At 54.7% G+C, this 20,175-nt stretch carries 16 protein-coding genes and 1 riboswitch; of the genes, 11 read left to right on the top strand and 5 right to left on the bottom strand.

Translation table 11 applies throughout. The features are described from left to right. The 5 genes from M7439_RS10045 to M7439_RS10060 form a co-directional block, all read right to left on the bottom strand. Positions 1–1,644, bottom strand: a 1,644-nt coding sequence (locus M7439_RS10045) for a hypothetical protein (protein ID WP_308464483.1), incomplete at its 3' end; no start/stop codon positions are given. Beyond that, positions 1,641–2,138: an inorganic diphosphatase gene (locus M7439_RS13110; RefSeq protein WP_366525243.1), complete on the bottom strand. Its 498-nt coding sequence runs from the start codon at positions 2,136–2,138 to the stop codon at positions 1,641–1,643. The genes M7439_RS10045 and M7439_RS13110, both read right to left, overlap by 4 nt. Positions 2,139–2,377: 239 nt before the next feature. After that, positions 2,378–2,440: riboswitch (Fluoride riboswitch) on the bottom strand. Positions 2,441–3,369: 929 nt separating this feature from the next. Continuing rightward, positions 3,370–4,425, bottom strand: coding sequence for a YncE family protein (locus M7439_RS10050; protein WP_298343534.1), 1,056 nt, complete (start codon positions 4,423–4,425; stop codon positions 3,370–3,372). Between the two features lie 792 nt (positions 4,426–5,217). Then, the gene (locus tag M7439_RS10055) at positions 5,218–6,030 is read right to left on the bottom strand and encodes a hypothetical protein (protein ID WP_298343532.1); all 813 of its coding nucleotides are present in this window, start codon (positions 6,028–6,030) and stop codon (positions 5,218–5,220) included. Between the two features lie 1,224 nt (positions 6,031–7,254). Continuing rightward, a complete protein-coding gene (locus M7439_RS10060) occupies positions 7,255–8,049 on the bottom strand; it encodes a class I SAM-dependent methyltransferase (RefSeq protein WP_298343530.1) in 795 nt (264 codons plus the stop codon). A gap of 547 nt (positions 8,050–8,596) precedes the next feature. Between M7439_RS10060 and M7439_RS10065 the strand changes: the two genes are divergently transcribed. From M7439_RS10065 to M7439_RS10115, 11 genes are all read left to right on the top strand, one after another. Beyond that, complete coding sequence (locus M7439_RS10065) at positions 8,597–9,169, top strand: sigma-70 family RNA polymerase sigma factor (protein ID WP_298343527.1); 573 nt, start codon at positions 8,597–8,599, stop codon at positions 9,167–9,169. Continuing rightward, positions 9,169–9,459 carry an anti-sigma factor gene (locus tag M7439_RS10070; protein WP_298343524.1) on the top strand — a complete coding sequence of 97 codons (291 nt, stop codon included), beginning with the start codon at positions 9,169–9,171 and terminating at the stop codon, positions 9,457–9,459. The genes M7439_RS10065 and M7439_RS10070 overlap by 1 nt, the downstream gene beginning before the upstream one ends. Further along, complete coding sequence (locus M7439_RS10075; RefSeq protein ID WP_298343520.1) at positions 9,452–10,915, top strand: NAD(P)/FAD-dependent oxidoreductase; 1,464 nt, start codon at positions 9,452–9,454, stop codon at positions 10,913–10,915. Before M7439_RS10070 ends, M7439_RS10075 begins: the two co-directional genes overlap by 8 nt. A 489-nt stretch (positions 10,916–11,404) precedes the next feature. Further along, positions 11,405–12,619, top strand: a complete 1,215-nt coding sequence (locus M7439_RS10080; RefSeq protein WP_308464484.1) for a hypothetical protein — start codon at positions 11,405–11,407, stop codon at positions 12,617–12,619. Beyond that, positions 12,616–13,407 carry an MTAP family purine nucleoside phosphorylase gene (locus M7439_RS10085; protein ID WP_298345551.1) on the top strand — a complete coding sequence of 264 codons (792 nt, stop codon included), beginning with the start codon at positions 12,616–12,618 and terminating at the stop codon, positions 13,405–13,407. The genes M7439_RS10080 and M7439_RS10085 overlap by 4 nt, the downstream gene beginning before the upstream one ends. Next, on the top strand, positions 13,404–14,093 hold the full coding sequence (locus M7439_RS10090; protein ID WP_298345554.1) for a TIGR04282 family arsenosugar biosynthesis glycosyltransferase: 690 nt from the start codon (positions 13,404–13,406) through the stop codon (positions 14,091–14,093). The genes M7439_RS10085 and M7439_RS10090 overlap by 4 nt, the downstream gene beginning before the upstream one ends. After that, on the top strand, positions 14,080–14,994 hold the full coding sequence (locus tag M7439_RS10095; protein WP_298345556.1) for a TIGR04283 family arsenosugar biosynthesis glycosyltransferase: 915 nt from the start codon (positions 14,080–14,082) through the stop codon (positions 14,992–14,994). Before M7439_RS10090 ends, M7439_RS10095 begins: the two co-directional genes overlap by 14 nt. Beyond that, entirely contained in the window at positions 14,979–16,421 is a 1,443-nt protein-coding gene (locus M7439_RS10100; RefSeq protein WP_298345559.1) for an MFS transporter, read from the top strand. The genes M7439_RS10095 and M7439_RS10100 overlap by 16 nt, the downstream gene beginning before the upstream one ends. 16 nt (positions 16,422–16,437) lie before the next feature. Beyond that, a complete protein-coding gene (locus tag M7439_RS10105; RefSeq protein ID WP_298349214.1) occupies positions 16,438–18,201 on the top strand; it encodes a radical SAM protein in 1,764 nt (587 codons plus the stop codon). A 1,108-nt stretch (positions 18,202–19,309) separates the two neighbouring features. Next, positions 19,310–19,576: a hypothetical protein gene (locus M7439_RS10110; RefSeq protein WP_298341943.1), complete on the top strand. Its 267-nt coding sequence runs from the start codon at positions 19,310–19,312 to the stop codon at positions 19,574–19,576. A gap of 8 nt (positions 19,577–19,584) precedes the next feature. After that, on the top strand, positions 19,585–20,175 hold a 591-nt coding region (locus M7439_RS10115; protein ID WP_308464485.1), incomplete at its 3' end, for a transposase.

Raw genomic sequence — 20,175 nt, forward strand, 5'->3', positions numbered from 1 at the left:
GCGCAGACGCTCATAGGTCAGGTTGTACTTCTCAGCGATGGCCAGTGCATAGGCCAGGCCATCCGCGGGGGCTCGCACCACCTTAAGGGTTCGCTCAGTCGGGTTCTCTGGCACGATCATGCTTACCATCGACACGATGGACGGCGCGAGGGATGTTATCTCATCAACGAAAGTGACAAGAAGACAAAGCAGGTCGAGTTGAATGACCTTCTCCAGTATCTTCGTTAACAAGAATCGAGCATCATTCAGTGTGGTCGAGGAGAAGATCTCGTTCATGATGATAATACTTTCAGAGGTCGCTGTCATCAGCGTGGTCTGTATCCGCACTAGGTCGTCTTCGAGTTTTCCGGTCATGTTGGCTAGGTCCTCTTCGCGCTCGAAGTGAGTGAAGAGCCGATCAAAGAGAAACAGTCGGGCAGCCGAGCCAGGCACAGGAACTCCGACACTCCCAAAATGGTGCAGCTGGCCGAAGGTGCGGGCAAACGTAGTTTTGCCTCCCTGGTTGGGCCCGGAGACGACAACGACGCGCTCGATGCCGGAGAGCGAAAAATCGTTAGTGATCACCTTTTGTCCTTTGGCGACCAACTTGTTGGCCAGGGCTGAATCGAACGTGTCAGTGGCCAACACATCCTTGGACTGGCTAACCTCAGGATAACAAAAGCTCAGGCCAGCGGCCCTCAACGGTTCCATGTACTCCAGATAAGCCAGGTAAAACTGAACCTCGCGTTCGAAACGCCGCACGGTTGCATCGAAGAACTTGTCATGATGGCGACAGAACTCGTCGAGGGCTAAGAACTCCTCTGGGAATAGGCGAGCCACGAGGTCTAGCATCTGAGCTCCGACATGGTCGATGCTCGGCCAGACACGATATTGGACACGATAATCCTTCGCCGCGCCCTGCTTGAAGCGTTCGAAGGTCTTCAGCACCTCAACGCTGTAGTCCGGTTCATTTTCGTATCGATAGACGTCAACCCGGCCACCGCGGATGCGCACGCAATATTGGATCTGGCCAAGAGCTTCCCTGCGCTGTGCAGCCTCAGTGGCGAGGCTCACGAATGCATCACATCTCGTATAGCTTGCCAGGTAATCACCAAAGGAATGGAGACCCTGAGAGTTGACCGAGTCAGCATTGAGGTCGTCGGCCAAAGAGGTCACTGCCTGGCAATAGATGGCAATTGCATCGAGTAGCCAGCCCTCCTGCTCATACTTGGACTGCATCTTTTCGAGCTGCGCCAAGTGTGAGCGGGTCTGGCGTAGCAGTTCAACTGACCCCTTGACACGCTCGAAAAGTGTCTTATCCTCCAGGTCCCGAAACACCTCGTGGCGGAATCGGATTGTGGTCGTATCGTGTAGTGGGCGATAGAGAAGCGTGGTGATGAGATCGCGCTCCTCTCGGTCGCCAGCTATCGAGGTCACAACCTGACCAATGTTCAAGTCGTTGACAAATGAGCGATCTGTTGGTTCTGTTCCAAGCTCGTCATCTAGTCCGTGCGGTGATAGAAGACTACGATGGGGTGTGGGCGAGCCGATTATGACCAACTCACCGAGATCCTCTCGCGCGACTTCTGCCCCCTCGGTCGAACTCTTGGCACACGAAGAGAGTTCATGCTGCCTCGGGTCCGTGTCACGGTTGGTCGAGGTCATATTCGCCTCACCCGCTGGTGGAACAGCACTCGCTCACCGAACCGCTCTCGCGAAATCCCACTCTCCCCTAACTTGTTGCTGCCGTCCTTGCAGTCCATTGTGCATGACAAGCCGCAAGGTTCTGTGTCCTTGTAGGAGGTGATACGCCCTATGTTCTCTGCCCGCCAGCTAACCAGGCGGTCGTCGAGATCACCAACGTCCCCCCAACAAGGCTCACTCGATGGTGCCAAGACTAACTTGACGTTAGGACTCTCCTCATCGGTCACCCAGGACAGCAGCACAGGCCAACTGATAGCCTGGCACCCACAAGGGACCGGGTACTCCGTGTGGATGAACGCGTCGAGTAGATCTCCGCCCTCTGCCAGCGAGTCGAGGATGAGTCCGTAGTTGGCCAGACAGGCCCTGAGCGAGAACAGGCCTCGCTCCAGGCATAGGAAACGATGGAGGTGGTTGTGACCGATCTGGCTCCGACTGTTCGCGAGTACCTCGACGATGGCCTCGTTCTCGCGGTCATCCATTACCACACCACACCCTTCCCTGGTGGCCCTGTCCACGTCTGATCTTGTTCCCGACCTCCATCGGGGCGGATGTCAAGTGCTTTTGGTCGGGCCTCCCTCCAACTTCGCGCCGACCAGCGACACCAATAAACGGAGCACCGGCGCGACTCCCGTGTCTGCGCGAGTGACTCCTGTCTTAGAAATATCACGACATGCCCCTATTCTCGCCACTTAAGCGCTCAATAGGAGCCATCAGCCTCAAAAGGGCGACATCAGCGAGCTCCATCGCCGTTTTACAATGCTAATGCTACCGTAAACGTGCAATCATTCCATACTGTAATACACAAGGAACGGGTGTTCGGACACGACAATCTCGAAGAACACCCGATGGATCCCAAGCCATGAAATCATCCCTGGAACGGGGAATCCCCCGAGATAGGCACTTTGGGGTGAAGGCACTCCGATACCGTATCTGTGAGCCCCGACTTTCTAATCTCACTGCCCAACATCCTATGGGCTGAGAATGTTGCTGAGTCCTTCACAGAGAACTGCTTGCAATCGCGCTCCCGGAGGTACTGTGTGTTACACGTGCCGCAGAGGGTTGCATAAGGCAACCCTGAATTATCGGGGTGACCAACCCCGATACCTCATCGCGAACCCCTGAATAGTCACGCGGACCTGAACGCGCCAAAACCCAACGCCATCTACCAGGTGAATTGAGGACGACAAGACCTGCGTACCCCACGAAGCGAGAGTGGTCTAGGAGCTATGAACTGTTCGGGCTACGTGACCTTCTCAGTTAGGATGGCCACAAACCCAAGCGCTTCGATCCCTTTCCTCAGTCGATGTACCGCTGCCTCTGACTCATTGTGGTTCTCGAAGTAGCTGGCACAAAGGCCTTGATGGAGTTCGTCATTGCCGAGTAGATGGCCGATAACTTTCGACAAACCGTTGCCGACTGCGACGTCTTGCCTTGTAGAAATGTCGACTTCTGACGACCCTTGACTATCGAGGTGCCAAGTAGGTTTGCTCCAAGCGTGCCATACACCTAAGTAGCCGTACCGTCAGGCGCCTTAACCAAGAGGATTATGTATGGTGCCCCAGAAGCAAAGCCTGCTAACTCACATCTATTCAGAGCGCCTCCCGTTGATGCCTGTGGTATGGCATCAATCCCACATTCCGTGAAGGGCGCTGGCCGTGCGAACGGAGCCGGCTCTCATCAGCAATATCACTGCTTACTAGTTGGAACCAGTATCCATCGATTACTCGCAAAGGAGGGAAATACCCTCTGAATCACACCGCTTCTTAGATTGACGATAACACTCTCCCTGAGATTCTCAACCGTTACTATAGCGTCAGTACCTCCGGGGAGAATCGCCAAACCACTAAGCTGGTTAGCGCCGGCGCTATTGGTGTTTGCACTCACGGGGATTTCTCCAAGATACCTATCGCGTGTCGCCGAAAATTCTAGGATATGACCAGAAAAGCCTGCGGCATAGACAGTCCCTTGATGGGAACCAACGGCTAACTGCATAAAACCAGCAGTAGCTGCGGGAACATCATTATAACTAAAGCTCGGATCCACTTCGGGAGTAGGGATCGCGACGGTGGCGCCGGTCGCAGGATTCAGCACCGTCATGACCCCGGTTTTTATATCCGCAGCGAAGATCTGGCCGTGGGCCCAAACCATGTCGCCAATCTGAGGAACATTGTAGGTCCGAAGAACCTCCCCGTCGCGCACATCGATAGCTGTAATAACGGAGTCCGCGTTACCACCTACGAAAGCGACTCTGCCATCCGGACTAAGAACCACGGCATTGCCGCCTACTGCATCCGCAAACAGCGCTCTATGAGAGTTGAGCGTGTAGCCGGCTACAGCATTGCTGGCGAGCACGAGAAGAACATTACTATTAGGCACCACCCGTGCAATGCGACCGCCCGGGATCGAAGTGAATGACCCTGTTACCTGTAGGGACGAGCTATTTGAGACATAGGTAATGCCAGCAACCGTTGGCGTATAGATGCTATGAGTGATCGCAGAGTAGCCAACATAGAAGCTGTTCCCTGAGGAGGTGTTTGCTGTACCATAGTGTCCAACCTGAGTCGACCCGCGAGGAAGGGATAGCTGAGCTAAGGTCCCTGGTCCAGAGCCAGTAGTCGGGGCAGGAAACGCACCAACCACCGTTGCCAACGGCGCAACACTAGGGCCATGAGCTGCCGCAGCTACAGGGAACACACCAGAGAGTGCTGCTAATGACACAGGGAACAGACGACCGGTATACATGTGAATTTCTCCTTAACTATTGAATATATTGTGCTTATAACAACTAGCAGCCTACCGAAGTAAGCACACATCGTTGTCAGGTTATACGCCCAGCCATTGAGTTGTGTTGTGTTGTTCTAACGATATCCTTAAGTTACTACTCCATACCCTACTTCTTACGACATATCGTGTAATCCAATGAACAAGCAGGCCGTCGAGGGTTATGTAGCTCCCAGTTACTTTGTCCAAACCACTTGTTCCCAATTGCCAAAGTCATTGTGTCGACGTAAACCCCTACAACTGAGCAATGACTAAGCGAATATCAAAGCTGACTCCTTCAACTGTCTCGTAGATGTGACGAGGCGTACAAACATAACCGATCCGCCTCAATTGCACACTAATGATCTTCAAGAGTTGAATCAAAGCTGGCAATACCTGCATGCAGAACACCTCCCGCTATGAATGACACCGTATCTGATTCACCTCGTTAGTGGCCGGTTCCGCAGCGATACTCACCCGCAGCGACTCCTCCATCTCATAGACCCGACATAAAGGGATCTTCTCATCGCTTGAAGGACACAAGCGTTAGACCCGGATGCTTGATCGGTGCGACAGGGAGCGAACTTCACTCTCCCCCACAAACCAGACCGGAGGCAATGCCTGACCTCTTCCATCACCACTGCGTGGTCCACGAGCGTCCAATTACTTCCCTGCATCCGTATAATCCCGAATATCCAACGATGCCGTATCATTGATCATCAACTTCACAAAGTAACTTGCAACAGTGCGGCGACTAGAGCGCAACACCGTTTCTCATCCTGCGTTTTGCAAAATGCCTTTCAACTTTCGCGAGCGGAATGTTACAGCAGCACCTAGTCCAACTACCATACCAAAGACAAGATGAGCAATGAAGAATGCGAGCGGAGGCACCAACCCCATCATCGGATTGATCGCAGGAAGAACGATATACATATTTACAACATATATCACCGCACCACCGAGAATCCCAGCACCGATGATGCCGAATATACTTCGCATCCCGGGAAGCCTATACCAGCTAGCCAGTGCGATCACTCCGAAAATAGCAACTCCAAAGATTGCTGACATAACCAGATGCAACATAGCCCCGGTTACGAGGTGCCCAGCTGTTACGGGCATAGCACTCATAACTGCATTGCGAGCCGAGAGACTCAGGCTAGACAGGATACTGGTGACAGTGGAGTTTGTGGCGTGTCCCGTCATCAATTCACCGATCATCTGAACTTTCGCCGCGGGCACGTGCATAGCGATGAGCATCAATCCGAGATGGTGCGCCATCGCACTACTAATATGGCCACTACGTAGTGCGGGGGTGAGTTGAGACATGACTGAGCTAGGAAGCTTAATGCCCATAGCCCCCATGAGAGCAGGAAACATTGATATAGGAGGAACGATCGTGTAGACAAAGGACGCAAGACCGAGATTTAGTGGACTAAGAAAGCCTGATCCTTCTACTCCCATAGTGATCATCATCACAATGGCAAGCATCATTCCTCCAATAACCCCTGCAATAATTCCGGGTTTCCAAAGTAGCCTACCCACTGTCAAAAGACTAATAGGGGAAGTTGGTTGTGTAACGTTTTTCATAAATATACTCTCCTTGTTGAACAAAGACATGACCGCACGAAGTAGATCATCCTAAATGGACTGCAAATTCCACTTCCCTCACGAATGAGATTGGACGAGAAACCCGTTCGAGAGCGTAACCATTCCAATTTCTTCGGTCTTTCAAATTGGTCTGAAGTGCACAGCACGCAGCAGGTCACCGTCGCTTTGGGTCTCGAAGATATACAAAGGTATTGCTCAACCCACGGAGTATCCACTGGAAAGCCCCTCGTACCCGGAGGGGACCAACATCACCGCGACGGGTTACGCAACCGGCATTCGGTGGCAAGATCAAGTCGTACTCTGCCACCGACGTGGACAATCTGGCTCGACTGTGTTAGCCATCCTGTCTTGTCTCTCCGCGATACCAGAATCCAAGCGCCTGGTCATGCAGACTGTTTAAGGCACGTAGCAGCTACAGCAGACCTTATTCGAGCTGGGAGGACGGCATCCCGGTTCTCAGCATGCAGCGAGCGGTTGAGCTGAGCCCCCGTCAGATTGGATGTGCACGATGGCACCGGGTTCGCTCAGCGCTCGTACCTCCAGACCGCGACTACCTCACCGGCGCGGTCGAAGTCAACTGGGCCTACTTCAGGGAAGAGGGAACCAGCCTTCACAGAAGATACCAGAAGGGTGGTACGGTTCTGTTAGGCGTCGCTATCGACCTCCAAGAACCCGGGGCTAATCACTCATGACCCGGAAACTGATCAACCCTAACTCCTGGAGTCCGGATGGCGCCAGCTCCTGGAGGTCATTGATAGGTACAATAAATCTTCTATAGAATTTCCAAGAAGGATTTGTGTGGTGACAAGACGGGAATTAACCACCTAACGAGGAACATCGAGTACTCCATATGGACTGAGTCAGAGGAGCAATTCGCCTCAACTATGTGCTCCAGCAATATCGTAACGACATTGCTCAGTTGCTTCGGATGTTCGATGTAACCATGCCGAGTATCCTCGGATTCACAACCGTTCGTGGGCCGAGTTCACGACGATTGGCGATCAATATTTAAGCACTAGTGTATCCCAATCAGGCTGGCCAACACCATTGACAGCAAAGCCGGTAATAAGCTTTCCGACGTCTTCCGCAAACCCGTCTCCAAATCCATGACCTGAGGATATTCAACACCTATGTAAAACGTTGTTGGATTCCTCGGCAGCATCGGGTCCCGTGACAACAACGAAGGCGGCAGGGTTATGTTTGTCATTCGGGACTTCCCACCCTCTGACATACCACTCTGCGTAGCGGAACTCCGATCGTAGAACCGGTCCAGCCAATAGCCACCTCATAGGAACGCTTCAGACGCTTGGGGGTAATAGATGGCACGTAGAGCGAATCAACAAAGGTATGAGCATGGCGCTCGGTCGTCACCTGGTAGCGAAAACACCTGCGTTCATCAACAAGGACAACGAAATGATGTCGCTCTAGATGAGATCGGAGTCGGCCGAGATGAATACCGTTTGGATAAGCAGGGCGGGTCTCGTGCAGCGCCGCTAGTAGACGGGCATATCGGATGCGGTCGCGGGCACTCAATGGAAACGACCCTGGCAGCAAGAGTGCAAAAATGCCACCAACCTTGATGACCCGAGAAATCTCACTTAACACCGCCTCCACTGGGTTGAAGAGCATCAAGGCCATGGAACACGTCAACAAATCGAACGTTCCACTGGAGAATGGCTGATGGTCAGCATCGCCACGCACGAGTGAACTCGACAACAATCTGGCCGCTTCCGCGAGTTCGCTCTGGGAACGATCTAACCCAATCCAATGGAATCCTTTCACGGCTGCCTGGACGGGACCACTCCCGCAAGCCAGATCAAGAGCCAACTGTTCATCTCCAAGTACAATCGAGGACACAAGCCACTGGTAAGCCGTAACCCCGTCACCGGCAGTTGCCGAGCCGAGAACCTGCTCGGTGATACCGGGGTGCTGCTGGTGAAACTCATCGAGATACCCACTCCAAGATCGATGGCTCTGAAATCGGTTCGAATTAGGCACGGGCCAAAACGCCAAACGGTTCAAGAGCGCTGAGGCGTTCCTTAGCGCCGTGTGAGCGACCCCACAATAGATCTCGCTGTCGCCCAAGCGCCCGACGTGAAGTATGACAAGCGGATCCCCGGTCACCCAACACGACCTTGCGGCGTCGCATGCATCCGACACTAGACGAAAGGCTCAAACCCTTACCAACGGTGCCACCAGCCGATTCCACTAGCCAGTGGTGCAGCAGAGACTTGATATCACGCATTCCAGACAGACTTACCAGCCCTCCCTTCGATAGCTCACTGCCCACACGGGCATCAAAGAGCACGGTTCCTGACCCGCGACCCCAATAATAGTCTCGCCAACTTGTCCGGCGACAAGTACGGAGCCGGGAACCACAATCACTCCCCGGCCAAGCCGCTAGGATCCCTGACTACGCCTTTACGCCTTGATCAACCCGCAAGTCAGACTCCGGATAACAACACGTTCTAGCACGGCCAAGAAATTCCCAAAGGTTCTTCTTTATTCCAAGGAATACTATGTTCACCTGGGAGGTTACGTCATCATGGATCTCGAATCTGATGAAAGCACTACGGCGTGTGGACACCCACATTATGCGTTTGCTCGTTATGTAGTGCCCGAGATCGAAGTTCTTGGTCGTGTAGCGCTCTCAATCACGCGCAATCCAGCCGACGCTGAAGACTTGGTCCAGCTCACGCTATTGAGCGCCTACCAGGCGATTGAACGTTTCGACGGAGCACATCCTCGTGCATGGTTGTTTACGATCATGCGGAATACTGAGATAAAACGGCATCGTCGAAGACGCCCGCAATTGCTTCGCGACCCTGACCAGGCATCGCGAGTTGAGGCTGAGGATCCTCGTGGCGGGACTCTCTCGACCGAAGAGGTGGTCATCGCTAGAGAATTCGATGCCGAGATCATGCGTTGCATAGCTGCGCTCAGCGAGCAGGACCGTCAAATCATTGAGCTTGTTGATATTGATGGACTCACCTATGCCGAAACAGCAGCCATCATTGGGATTCCAATTGGGACAGTTATGAGTCGGCTCCACCGTGCGAGAATGCGAATTCGCAAACGGCTGACAATTGCAGGCCTTGCACCGAAGAGGAGGATGTGATGAGCAAGCCTTGGAAGATGATTGCCGAGAGACGCTACTGCTTTACAACAATGAGAGTCCTACAGGACTATCTTGACGGTGTACTCGCTGATGCAAAGGCTGATCAGGTAGCCCGGCATCTGGACGATTGTCGGCGTTGCGGCCTGGAAGCTGAGGTCTACCAGGAGATCAAGACCGCCTTGAGTAAGCAGGAGATGTTACTCGACCCCCAAACGGTACAACGCCTTCGCAACTTCAGTGATCAGCTGATCCGAGAAGGCGCGTCCAGCCAAGACGAGTCCAATGACTGATGTAGCTCGCGGTGAAGACGTCAGGTCGCCTCCTGAGTCACAACCCTCGAGAAGTAGTGGTCGAACGGTCGCCAGAGTGTGTGATCTCGCGGTTATCGGCGGAGGCGCAGGAGGGCTAGCAGCGGCACGCGCTGGCGTGGCTCGTGGACTCAAAACCGTTCTCGTCTCCGATGCACCCCTTGGGGGAGACTGCACCTTTACCGGTTGTGTTCCATCGAAAACCCTCATAGAGGCGGCGTCACGCGGTGACACTTTTCGCCAAGCAGCGTTCAGAATCCAGGAGACCATAGCCCAGATCGCGGGAGGCGAGGATGCTATTGTGCTTCATAAAGAAGGTGTCGAGGTGGTCGAAGGGTTTGCTCGTTTCTGTGGATCACACGAGATTGTCGTAGGATCGCAAAGACTCCGAGCCCAGAAAATCGTGATCGCCACTGGATCTCAGCCTTCCATTCCTTTGGTACCAGGACTTCGTTCAGTTCCCTTTCTCACGAATGAGACGGTTTTCGCGCTGAATGCATTGCCACCTTCCATTGCAATTCTTGGCGGAGGAGCGATTGGGTGCGAGATGGCTCAAGCTTTTCGACGCTTCGGTGTCGATGTCCACCTCATTGAGGCTGAGTCCCGACTGTTAGCCCGAGAAGAGCCGGAGGTGAGTGCAGTTTTGGGGCGATGCTTCTCCGATGCGGGAATTCATCTACACCTTGGCCAGCATCTCGAGAGCATTCAACAGACCATGCCGGATGGTCCTATTGAACTGAGGATGTCGGCGGGCAAAGAAGTGCTGCGAGCCATGGCCTTGCTCGTTGCGACGGGACGGCATCCCAGAACCGATGGGCTCGAGTTGGAAGCGGCTGGAGTTGCCGTCGATGCTCGCGGATTTGTAAAGACCGATAGCAGTCTTGCAACCACCAACAAAGATGTCTACGCGGTCGGAGACATCAACGGTCGTCTGTTACTGACCCACGCTGCTGACGAAATGGGAAGAGTCGCAATCCACAACATTACCAACCCTTTGGGAAGGCTCGGTAGGCGGTCCTTCAAGACCTCATCTATCCCTTCGGTCGTCTTTAGCGATCCCGAGGTCGCTCGCGTAGGATTAACCGAAACAGAAGCCGTGGTCGTTGGAGGCAGAGTGGCCTATCTCCCGATGTCTGAGGTAGACCGAGCCATAACCGCCAACCGCACCGAAGGTTTCATCAAGTTGATCGCCGGCCCACGGACGTTTCTCCGAAACGCTGGAGGAGGACGACTACTGGGGGCGACCATCGTAGCGCCGAGGGCCGGAGAGATGATTCACGAGGTCGCTCTTGCATTGCGATTGGGTGCGTTCACTGGTCGCTTAGCACAGACCGTTCACGCGTATCCTTCCTGGTCAGCTGGTACTCGCCAGGCAGCAGCTCAGTTTTTTATGGAGATCAACGGTAGAACAGCCTTTCGAGCTACGAATCGCTCATAACGTTGCGATCCATCATCTGCAAAACCCGCTCAAGGAGCACGCCACCCGCGAATACTCTATCGGAGCGCCTGCCGATCAACTTACCATCAAAATTGCAGGCACCACGAGAAATGCCTGGAAGTTTCGCGAAACCAAGGGGGTTCCACTCCTTGGGCAACCCGAGAGTCTGCTGCTACGTTTTCCGATACTTAAGCCCTGTGGTCGCAGAGACAACCGAGCAACATGGGAGAGAAGGGTGTTATGGGAGTTCTGACACATCAATGGACCCGAATGAAAAGCTGGTTCAGAGAGGTAGAGCGATCAACTCGGCCGATAGCCGACGACACTAGAGAGGCACTCGCCGCTAGGTGGGCTGCGCTGCCAGGTCATATTCGCACGGATTCTCAAACTCTGGGCCGAATGGCTGTTGGTTGCGAGGGGACCCACGGCGTATTCCCGCGCTGCAATTTTGCGTGTACTCCGTGCTATCACTCAGCCGAGGCAAACCAAGTGCGAGTCGACGGTCCTCATACACTCGCCGAAATCGAGCGTCAGATGGCCCACCTTGCTTCGGAGCGCGGCCCCCATGCTCACGCTCAACTCATCGGAGGCGAAGTTACCCTCCTTGAGCCGAATGATCACGCCAAGGCGTTGCAGATCATGCGTGAACACGGCCGAGAGCCAATGAGCTTTACCCATGGCGACATGGACTACCCCTATCTCAAGGCGCTAGCGATTGGAAGTGATGGTCAACCTCGTTTCAAACGACTTTCATTTGCGGGGCACTTTGATACGACCATGCGAGGCCGGCGGGGCCTTCGTATTCCGACTTCTGAAACTGAGCTCAATTCCTTTCGTCAGGCCTTTTGCGATCTGTTCAAGAGACTTCGCCGAGAGTATGGGGTGAAGTACTTCCTCGCACACAATATGACGGTGACCCCAGGCAATGTCGACGAGATTCCTGATTTGATCCGTGAATGCAACTCGATGGGCTTTAACATGATGTCGTTCCAACCGGCAGCCTTTGTCGGCAACCCACGTCGTTGGAAAGAGGACTACACTCGCTTGAACGCCGATTCAGTCTGGACTCAAATTGAAGCCGGCGCGGGAGTTCGACTGCCGTTTCGAGTGTTTCAAACTGGCGATGAACGCTGCAATCGGTCAGCTTTCGGGTACTATCTCGGTAAGCGCTGGTTTCCCGTTCTCGACGAAGACGATGCCGATGATCTACAAACTCGGGATGAATTTTACCGATACCTCGGTGGCGTTCATTGGGGAGCGCCAATCTCTCTGCTACTTCCAAGACTTGGAAGAGTCGTTGTCTGCCACCCACACTTGGTACTCGTTGGCATTCGTTGGCTATGGCTCCGGATCCATCAATCTGGCGGAGTACTCGTCGTAGTTCGGGCCCTCCTGCAGCACGAGGTGCGTCCAATGACGTTCGTCATGCATCGCTTCATGAATGCTGAAGACGTCCAGCCTGCCTGGGAAATGCTCAAGCGAGGGGAGATGAGCACCGACCCACACATTCTGGAGACTCAAGAGAGACTCCAGTCCTGCTTCTACGCAATGGCCCACCCCGAGACTGGGGAAATTGTGCCAGCATGCGTCCAACACAGCGTTCTCGATCCAGCAGAAAACAGAGAGCTGGTAAAGCTCCTACCGCTTCCAAGACGGAGATCCGCCGATTCTGACCTCTCGGCAACAGTAAAGGTGCGACCATGATCGGTATCATCTCAGGTTCAGGAATCGACCAGTGGCCAGGCCTCATCGACCGTCAGATTCATCATGCTACAACACCCTTTGGTAGTGTCAACGTGACACTTGGTACGGTAGGAGACACAGTGGTAGCACACGTATCACGCCACGGGCCATCACACGAGCGACTCTCGCATCAGGTAAACCATAAGGCTAACCTCTCCGCCCTCATCGATCTTGGAGTGAGCGCCGTCATCGGCTGCACTGCGTGTGGAGCTGTTCAACCGTCAATCGAGCCCGGTTCGCTGATCGTCTTTGACGACCTTTACTTCGGGTCAAATCGAATGCCAGACGGCAGCTTATGTACTTGGTTTGACACTCCGGGACAGAAAGATCGCGGGCACTGGATCTTCGACCACCCTTTCTCTGATGATCTTCGAAACTCACTCATCAACGCGGGCAAAGAATTCGAATCAAAGATTTTGACAAATGGGGTCTACGGACATGTGGATGGCCCACGGTTCAACTCTCGAACAGAAATCAGTGCCTTAGCGGCCTGTGGCGTGACTGCGATCAGCCAGACTGGCGGACCAGAGACAGTTCTCGCTGGAGAGGCCCAATTGCCCTACGCCCTCGTTGGATACGTCACCGATTACGCCAACGGTGTCGCCAACGTACCCGAACCGATCGAAGCACTAGTAGCACGGATGCGGGTGAGTGCAGACCGCTTCGCCGAACTGATCCGTGCTGCACTACCCCTCGTGAACGCCCACACACCCCAACCAGCTGGGGAGGTCTTTCGGGTGGAATCATGAGCGCTGCTCCAGCTATTGCGATCATGGCAAAAACCCCTCGGCCTGGACAAGTAAAAACTCGCCTTGCCCCAATACTCAATGACCTCCAGCTCGTTGAGCTCCAGCAGGCGTTGATTCACAACGCCGTGCAGCTTGCGCGAGAGGTTGCCCCGATGAACACGTACCTTTGCTTCGACCCCCCGGAGTCCGGTCACACCTTCTCCACCTTGTTGGACCCTCAAATTCATCTCATCGCCCAGCGAGGCGACCACCTTGGAAAACGCCTCATGGCTGCAGCAGACGATGTCTACCGACGAACATCTGGACCGCTGATGATCATCGGTACCGACATCCCTCTCATAACTGGGCAGCACTTGCGCCATGCCTCATCGATGCTGAGTTCTGGTTTCGACGTCGTGATTGGCCCGGCGCTCGACGGTGGTTATTACCTGATCGCGATGAACCAGTTAGAGCTTTCAGTCTTCGACATTGACCCCACCCTTTGGGGAGGACCAGACGTTCTCGAAGCGACTGTAGCAGCAGCAAAAAGCTTCAGACTCTCCGTTGGGCTTCTTGCTCCATTGCGAGACCTCGACACCCCTAACGATGCTCTCGAACTGATCAAGGCACCAACCCTATCGCCAGAGATTCGATCCCTGTTATGTCAAGCGAAGCCGATATCACGAGGGACTCATGTCGGTTTGTGATGTCCAGGGCACAGAGCGCAGGTCGTCTCCGGTGATCTCCATCATTATTCCCACCCTGAACGAGGAGAAAACCATTGGGGCACTCCTCAACTACCTACACCAGATCTGTCTGGGGGCCGAGCTTATCGTCGTCGATGGTGGGTCGACAGATTCAACCACCACCATTGCAGCGCAAAAAGCTCGCGTTCTCAACTCTCCCCCAGGCCGTGCGCACCAGATGAACTGTGGTGCCCAAGCTGCCTCAGCACCAGTGCTATGGTTCATTCACGCCGATTGTTGGATTGATCCCAATGCCTTCGATCAGCTGCGCGAAGCCCTGAGTAGTCCCGATATTATCGGAGGAGGGCTCGCGTTAGAATTCGATTATCACACGCGAGGTCTTGATTACCTTGCATGGAGCTCGACACGACGAGCACGATATCTTCATCAGATATTCGGCGATCAGGCACTCTTTGTACGCCGTTCCGTGTTCGAGCAATTGGGTGGTTTCCCAGAGCTTCCAATTATGGAGGATCTTGAGTTCTCTCGACGACTAACTCGCCAGGGCAGGCTCGTCGTACTTCCGGCTGTATCCATCGCCTCCTCGCGCCGATTTCTCGAACATGGCACCTGGTCGATGATTGTCTTCATGCAGCTCCTCAAGGGTTGCTACTTCCTGGGAGTTCAGCCGACTAACATCGCCCGCTGGTATCAGCGTGGACCGTTCTGGACCTCGCTGATTCCAACAAAGAAACGAAGTCGAAAGGTAACCCAACCTACGTTGAGCATCGACATCCAAGAGCGGCATGACCATTCTCAGAATAACTTCGGTCGAACCGTTATTGAACAGAATCGGGATCATGAGCACCCAACAACCGAACAGGCTGACCCGGTGAGGAGGGACCTGTGGCAACACGACTGACGCCGCAAGAGACCGGAGCTCGGCTCGACCGCCTGGCCTGGAGCCCGATGCACACCACGATTTTGATAGCCCTCGGGGCTGGGTGGCTTTTCGATTCCTTCGAGGTTCAAATGTTCTCGAACGCCATCGGCCCGCTTGGTACTTATTTCCATGCGACCGTCTTTGAACAGGACGCAGTGCTCGCTGTGTGGCTTGGAGGCATCCTGTTCGGTGCGTTACTCGGCGGGCGTCTCGCGGACCGGTTCGGTCGCCGTCGACTCTTTCTCTGGACCTTGCTTTGGTATGCAGGCTTTACCGTCCTTACAGGACTCAGCCCAGATCTGACGGCAGTCTATGGACTCCGCTTTCTTGCAGCTCTTGGGGTTGGGGCGGAGTATGCCATCGTCAACGCTGCGATCGCCGAGTTCATACCAGCCAGAGTCAGAGGGAAGGCAAACGCCATAGTCATGAACTTCTGGCCAGCGGGAGCAATCGCTGCGGGCCTACTAGCGTTCTTGGTGCTCGATACTTTTGCGATTGCCGCGGCTACCTCGTGGAGATATCTTTTCATCTTCGGAGGTGCGCTAGCATTGTTGGTCCTCCTGTTCCGGCGGCGCATCCCCGAGTCTCCACGATGGCTCGTGTCCCAAGGTCGCACAGTCGAAGCGCAACAAGTCCTACGTAGTTTCGAAGCATCATGCGGTGGATCGGCACCACTACCACTACACCAAAACCTCGACATCGACCAACTCCGGGCACCGAATCAGCTCGGTGCGCTCCGTGAACTTCTCACTTGCTACCGCTGGAGACTCGTGCTCGGTGCCACGCTCGACCTCTCGGAAGCCTTTGGGTATTACGGCATCTTCGCACTGCTGTCAGTGGTGGTCCTTCACCAGGTCCACATCTCGGATCGTTCGATGCCTCTGTTCTATATCCTAGGGAACCTAGGAGGTCTAATCGGCGGACTCATCATGGCCCAAGCATTCGACAGGGTTGGACACCTCCTGATGGTCGCTATTACCTATCTCTTGGCCGCCGTAGGTGTCATTCTTCTCGCACTCGCCACGTCGAGCCGCGATGCTCATCTCGTTACAGCAGCTTTTATCGTAGCCAATGCGGCCGGCACCGCCGCTTGGACCTCCGCGTACCCGACTTTCACGGAATTGTTCCCTACGCATCTCCGTGCCGCCGGGGTTGGAACGTCGGTTGCCATCGGGCGCTGTGGGGCCATCATCGGCACGCTCTACCTTCCGGTCCTGGCAGTCGAGATTGGAACGACTGCCTCCTACTCATTGGTGGTAGGGTTCTGGCTCCTCGGGTTCCTTGGCATCGTGGCCTACTCCCTACTTGGAGGGATCGAGCCATCACGCCGATCTCTTGAGGAAGTGGTGAACCAGGTCTCAGGTTCAACGTTTAAGAAAGGTGACCATGAACCATCAGAGCTCTGATTTGAAGGCTAACACTTTGGATACTACTCGTCAGCTCGTACCCCGAGAGAAGTCCAACTCTTACCGCGTTGCCGTCTGCGGAGGACCATATGCGAATCCCTACGCGCTCTCGGCTTTCATTGCCGACGCCAATCAGCGAGGTTGCGATCAGCTGTACTGCCTAGGTGATCTCGGTGGCTTTGGCGCAGAAATCAATGAACTCTGGCCCCTTCTGAAGGCAGGAGGTGTCCAGTGCATAGCGGGCAACTATGACGTCGCGATTGCTCGTGGAGACGCCGACTGTGGATGTGGCTACCGGGATCCCACTGATAATCGCTACGCAAACCTTATTTACGACTACACGCGAACACACACCACGCCCGATTTTGCATCGTGGATGAGAACCTTGCCCACAGAACAGAGATTCGACCTTGGGGGGTGTGACATCCATCTTGTCCACGGATCAACCTTGGCGATCAACGACTTTTGGTGGGAATCCCTGTCCGATCAGGAGCATCAGCGCCGAATCGACGCCAGCGGGGCCCGAGTCATCTGCTGTACCCATTCTGGCCTGCCGTGGCAACGACACTTTGGACAAACACTAGTAGTCAACGTTGGCGTCCTCGGCAAACCTGCTAACAACGGCCGCCAGGAAGTTTGGTACGCGGTCATCGAAGTAACTGATGGTGTCGCTAAGGCAACGCTTGTCGAACTTCCCTACGATTGGCAAGCCCAGTCCGTCTCGATGCGCAAAGCCGGAATTCCTGAGCTCTTTGTGTCAACGATCGAGACCGGATGGTGGACGACCTGTATTGAAGTATTACCCCCGATTGAGCGCTCGCAAGGGAAATACCACCTGTATCGTGCCTCATTGCTAGAGTCTTTCACACCGACTGGGGGAAGTTGGAGCGATGAAGACAATCCGACACACACTCCGCGTATCGGAGTCTCTTCTCGTCCAGAATCCATCGTAGATGAGCTACCTGTCGTTCCACTCTTTGGTAGCCCGTACTTCCCACGTCGACTATGGATCTATACGAACTTTCACTGCAATCTCGCTTGTGACTACTGTGCGGTCGGGTCCTCTCCGCGCGCCCTTCCCCGCGCACTTTCGATTGATCGATTCCACGAAATAGTCGACGAGGCGCAATCAGAGAGCTTCGAAGAGATCTACCTCACTGGAGGAGAGCCCCTCCTGCGTGCCGATCTCACGGAGCTTCTCCGTTATAGCACCGCAGTGTTGCCAACCGTTCTGCTCACGAACGCTACGATTGTCCGAGGCGCGCGCTTTGAAAAGCTTCGAGAGTTTGCTGGCAATCCGAATCTCGTGATCCAAACATCCCTCGATGGCGCCCACGCTGAGACTCACGATTTCCATCGTGGGAGGGGGAGCTGGGCGCGAACGATGGAGGGTATCCATCGTCTCACCAGCCTGGGCTTGACGCTTCGTGTGGCCATGACGGCAACGCCTGAAAACGAACATGAAGTGAACGACGCGGAGCGCCTACTCGTTGGGGCAGGAGTGCCAGCCACCAACTTCCTGGTCCGACCACTTCTTCAACGAGGTCATTCGACCTCGGGCCTCGAGATCTCTGACGTCTCTACGGTTCCAGAACTCACGGTTGCCGAAGATGGCCTGTACTGGCACCCGGCTGGTGCCGACCAACGCACGAGCCCGGACATGGTGCTTGCACCTCCTGACTCGACACTCCAAAACGGCAAACGTCTGGTTACTCAACGTTTTCTCGCCGCCAGACTTGACGACGGGAGTCTGCCGAGACCCTATCGCTGTGCCGTATGAGTCCGAACACAGTCGCCAAATCCGCCACGTCATCTGCCTGAAGGCCGTGCCGCAACGTCCCATATTCCAGCTCGTAGAAGCTGTGACGATCGCAATCGGAGTTATACCAAACCGGATCCAAGGGAGATCTAAACCAATAGAAGAGGCCACCCGCCGCTGTCGCAATTGCCGATCTAAGCTCGCCTGATGAAAAGCAGCTCTCCTTTCAAACTTGAATATCCATTGTCCTCGCCACACGAGGCGACGAGAAGCAATGATCACACACGTTGAGCCCGACCGACCAAAACCTCTTGCCAAAGTGATACCCACTCGAATTGCAGCGCGAACCGATCCCATCAGCAGAGCGAAACAACCCAAGAAAAAGCGGGGCAACTCCCATTCCCCAGCTCAAGCGAGGGCAGTAGGCGTCATCCACCTCCGTAGAACACGAAACTCAACCGGTCCCATGCATCAAAATCGGAAGCAATCTGAATTCTGGCAGTCGAAGGGGTGCCAGGGCCCGACTGGCTCTACTTTAATCAGGTTGCCCCTTGGTGCCCCCGCCGAGAGGCATCTGTTCCCGTTAGACCAGTTCTCGCGAATACCACCTGCAACAGCGTCCAACAAATTCCGGGCTCTCCTGACATTCATGTGGATGAATTTCACCAGGATCTGAGTCGTAGTCCCAGTTCAGTGGGGGTAATTAGGGCTGAAATAGCCGCATAAGGAACGCGCACGGTTTCTGAGCTCTAAATTTGGTGTTAACAACGCATCAAAAAGGAGTTCAGAACCATGCGCGCTACCTCTCTAGTTAAGCAGATGCTAGGCCTTCGTGGTGTCACTGTCGTAGAGGTTTTAGTTCGTCCACACGAACTGCTGATAAAACTCAGGCTCACTCGGTCGAGCCTCGTGTGCCCGAAGTGCTCCTATGTGGCCCGGTTCTGTTATGACACGAGAACGCATGTACTCGCGATGGCGACACCTCGACATGGGGGCTCACCAGACGTGGCTGTCGTGCCAACTCAAGGCGGCTCCGGTGTCCCAACCATGGAGTCATCACCGAGGCAGTACCCTTTGCCCGACCTGTTGGGGAGTCTCGCTTCACGAGGGACTTTGAGCACCTCGTGGCTTGGGCAACCGCCAAGATGCCAGTATTGGACTCAATGGGACCACGGTTACGAAACTGCTCCGAGTCGCATGGCGCACGGTAGGGACAATCTGTGAACGAGTGGTCGCCGAGGAGCTCAACCCCAATCGTCTTGATGACCTCTTCGTCGTCGGAGTTGATGAGATCAGTTATCGCAAGCACCATAATTACCTCACGCTTGTTACCAACCACGAGACGGGCAAGATCGTCTACGCAGGCAGAGGGGAAGAAGGCCAAGAGCCTCGATGAATTCTTTAATGAGCTGGGCAAAGAGCGAACCGCCAAGATCAAGGCGCACCACTTTGGACCTCGGCCCAGCTTTTGCCAAGGCCTTCCGTGAGAAGGCACCTAATGCCCAAATCTGTCTCGATCCATTTCATGTGGTGAAGCTCGGCACCGAGGCCCTCGAAGACGTACGCAAAGACCTCTGGCGGGAGATGAGGAAGCTCCCCTCTCCTGTCTATGCCTGTAAGTTTGCTGGAGCACGGTGGGCTTTCCTAAAGAATCCAGGCACCCTGACAATGCGCCAGGGAACAGCTCTCGCGGCCATCAAACGCCGCGGGGGAGCCCTATGGCGAGCCTATGAGATGAAGGAGTCCCTACGGGCAATCTTTGCTGGAGACCTCGAAATCGACGAGGTGAATGAGATGCTTGATCACTGGTGCAAGCGGGCCTCACGTTCGAGACTGCCGAGCTTCATTCGCCTCTCAAAGACCATCCGAACACATCGAGATGGGATCCTTGCCTCCATCAGACTTGGCGTATCCAACGGGAGGGTCGAGGGACTCAACACCAAAGTCCGCTCCATCATCGCTCGCTCCTATGGGTTCCACTCCGCCAAGGCCACC

It is taken from the genome of Ferrimicrobium sp., from assembly GCF_027319265.1.
Lineage (GTDB): Bacteria > Actinomycetota > Acidimicrobiia > Acidimicrobiales > Acidimicrobiaceae > Ferrimicrobium.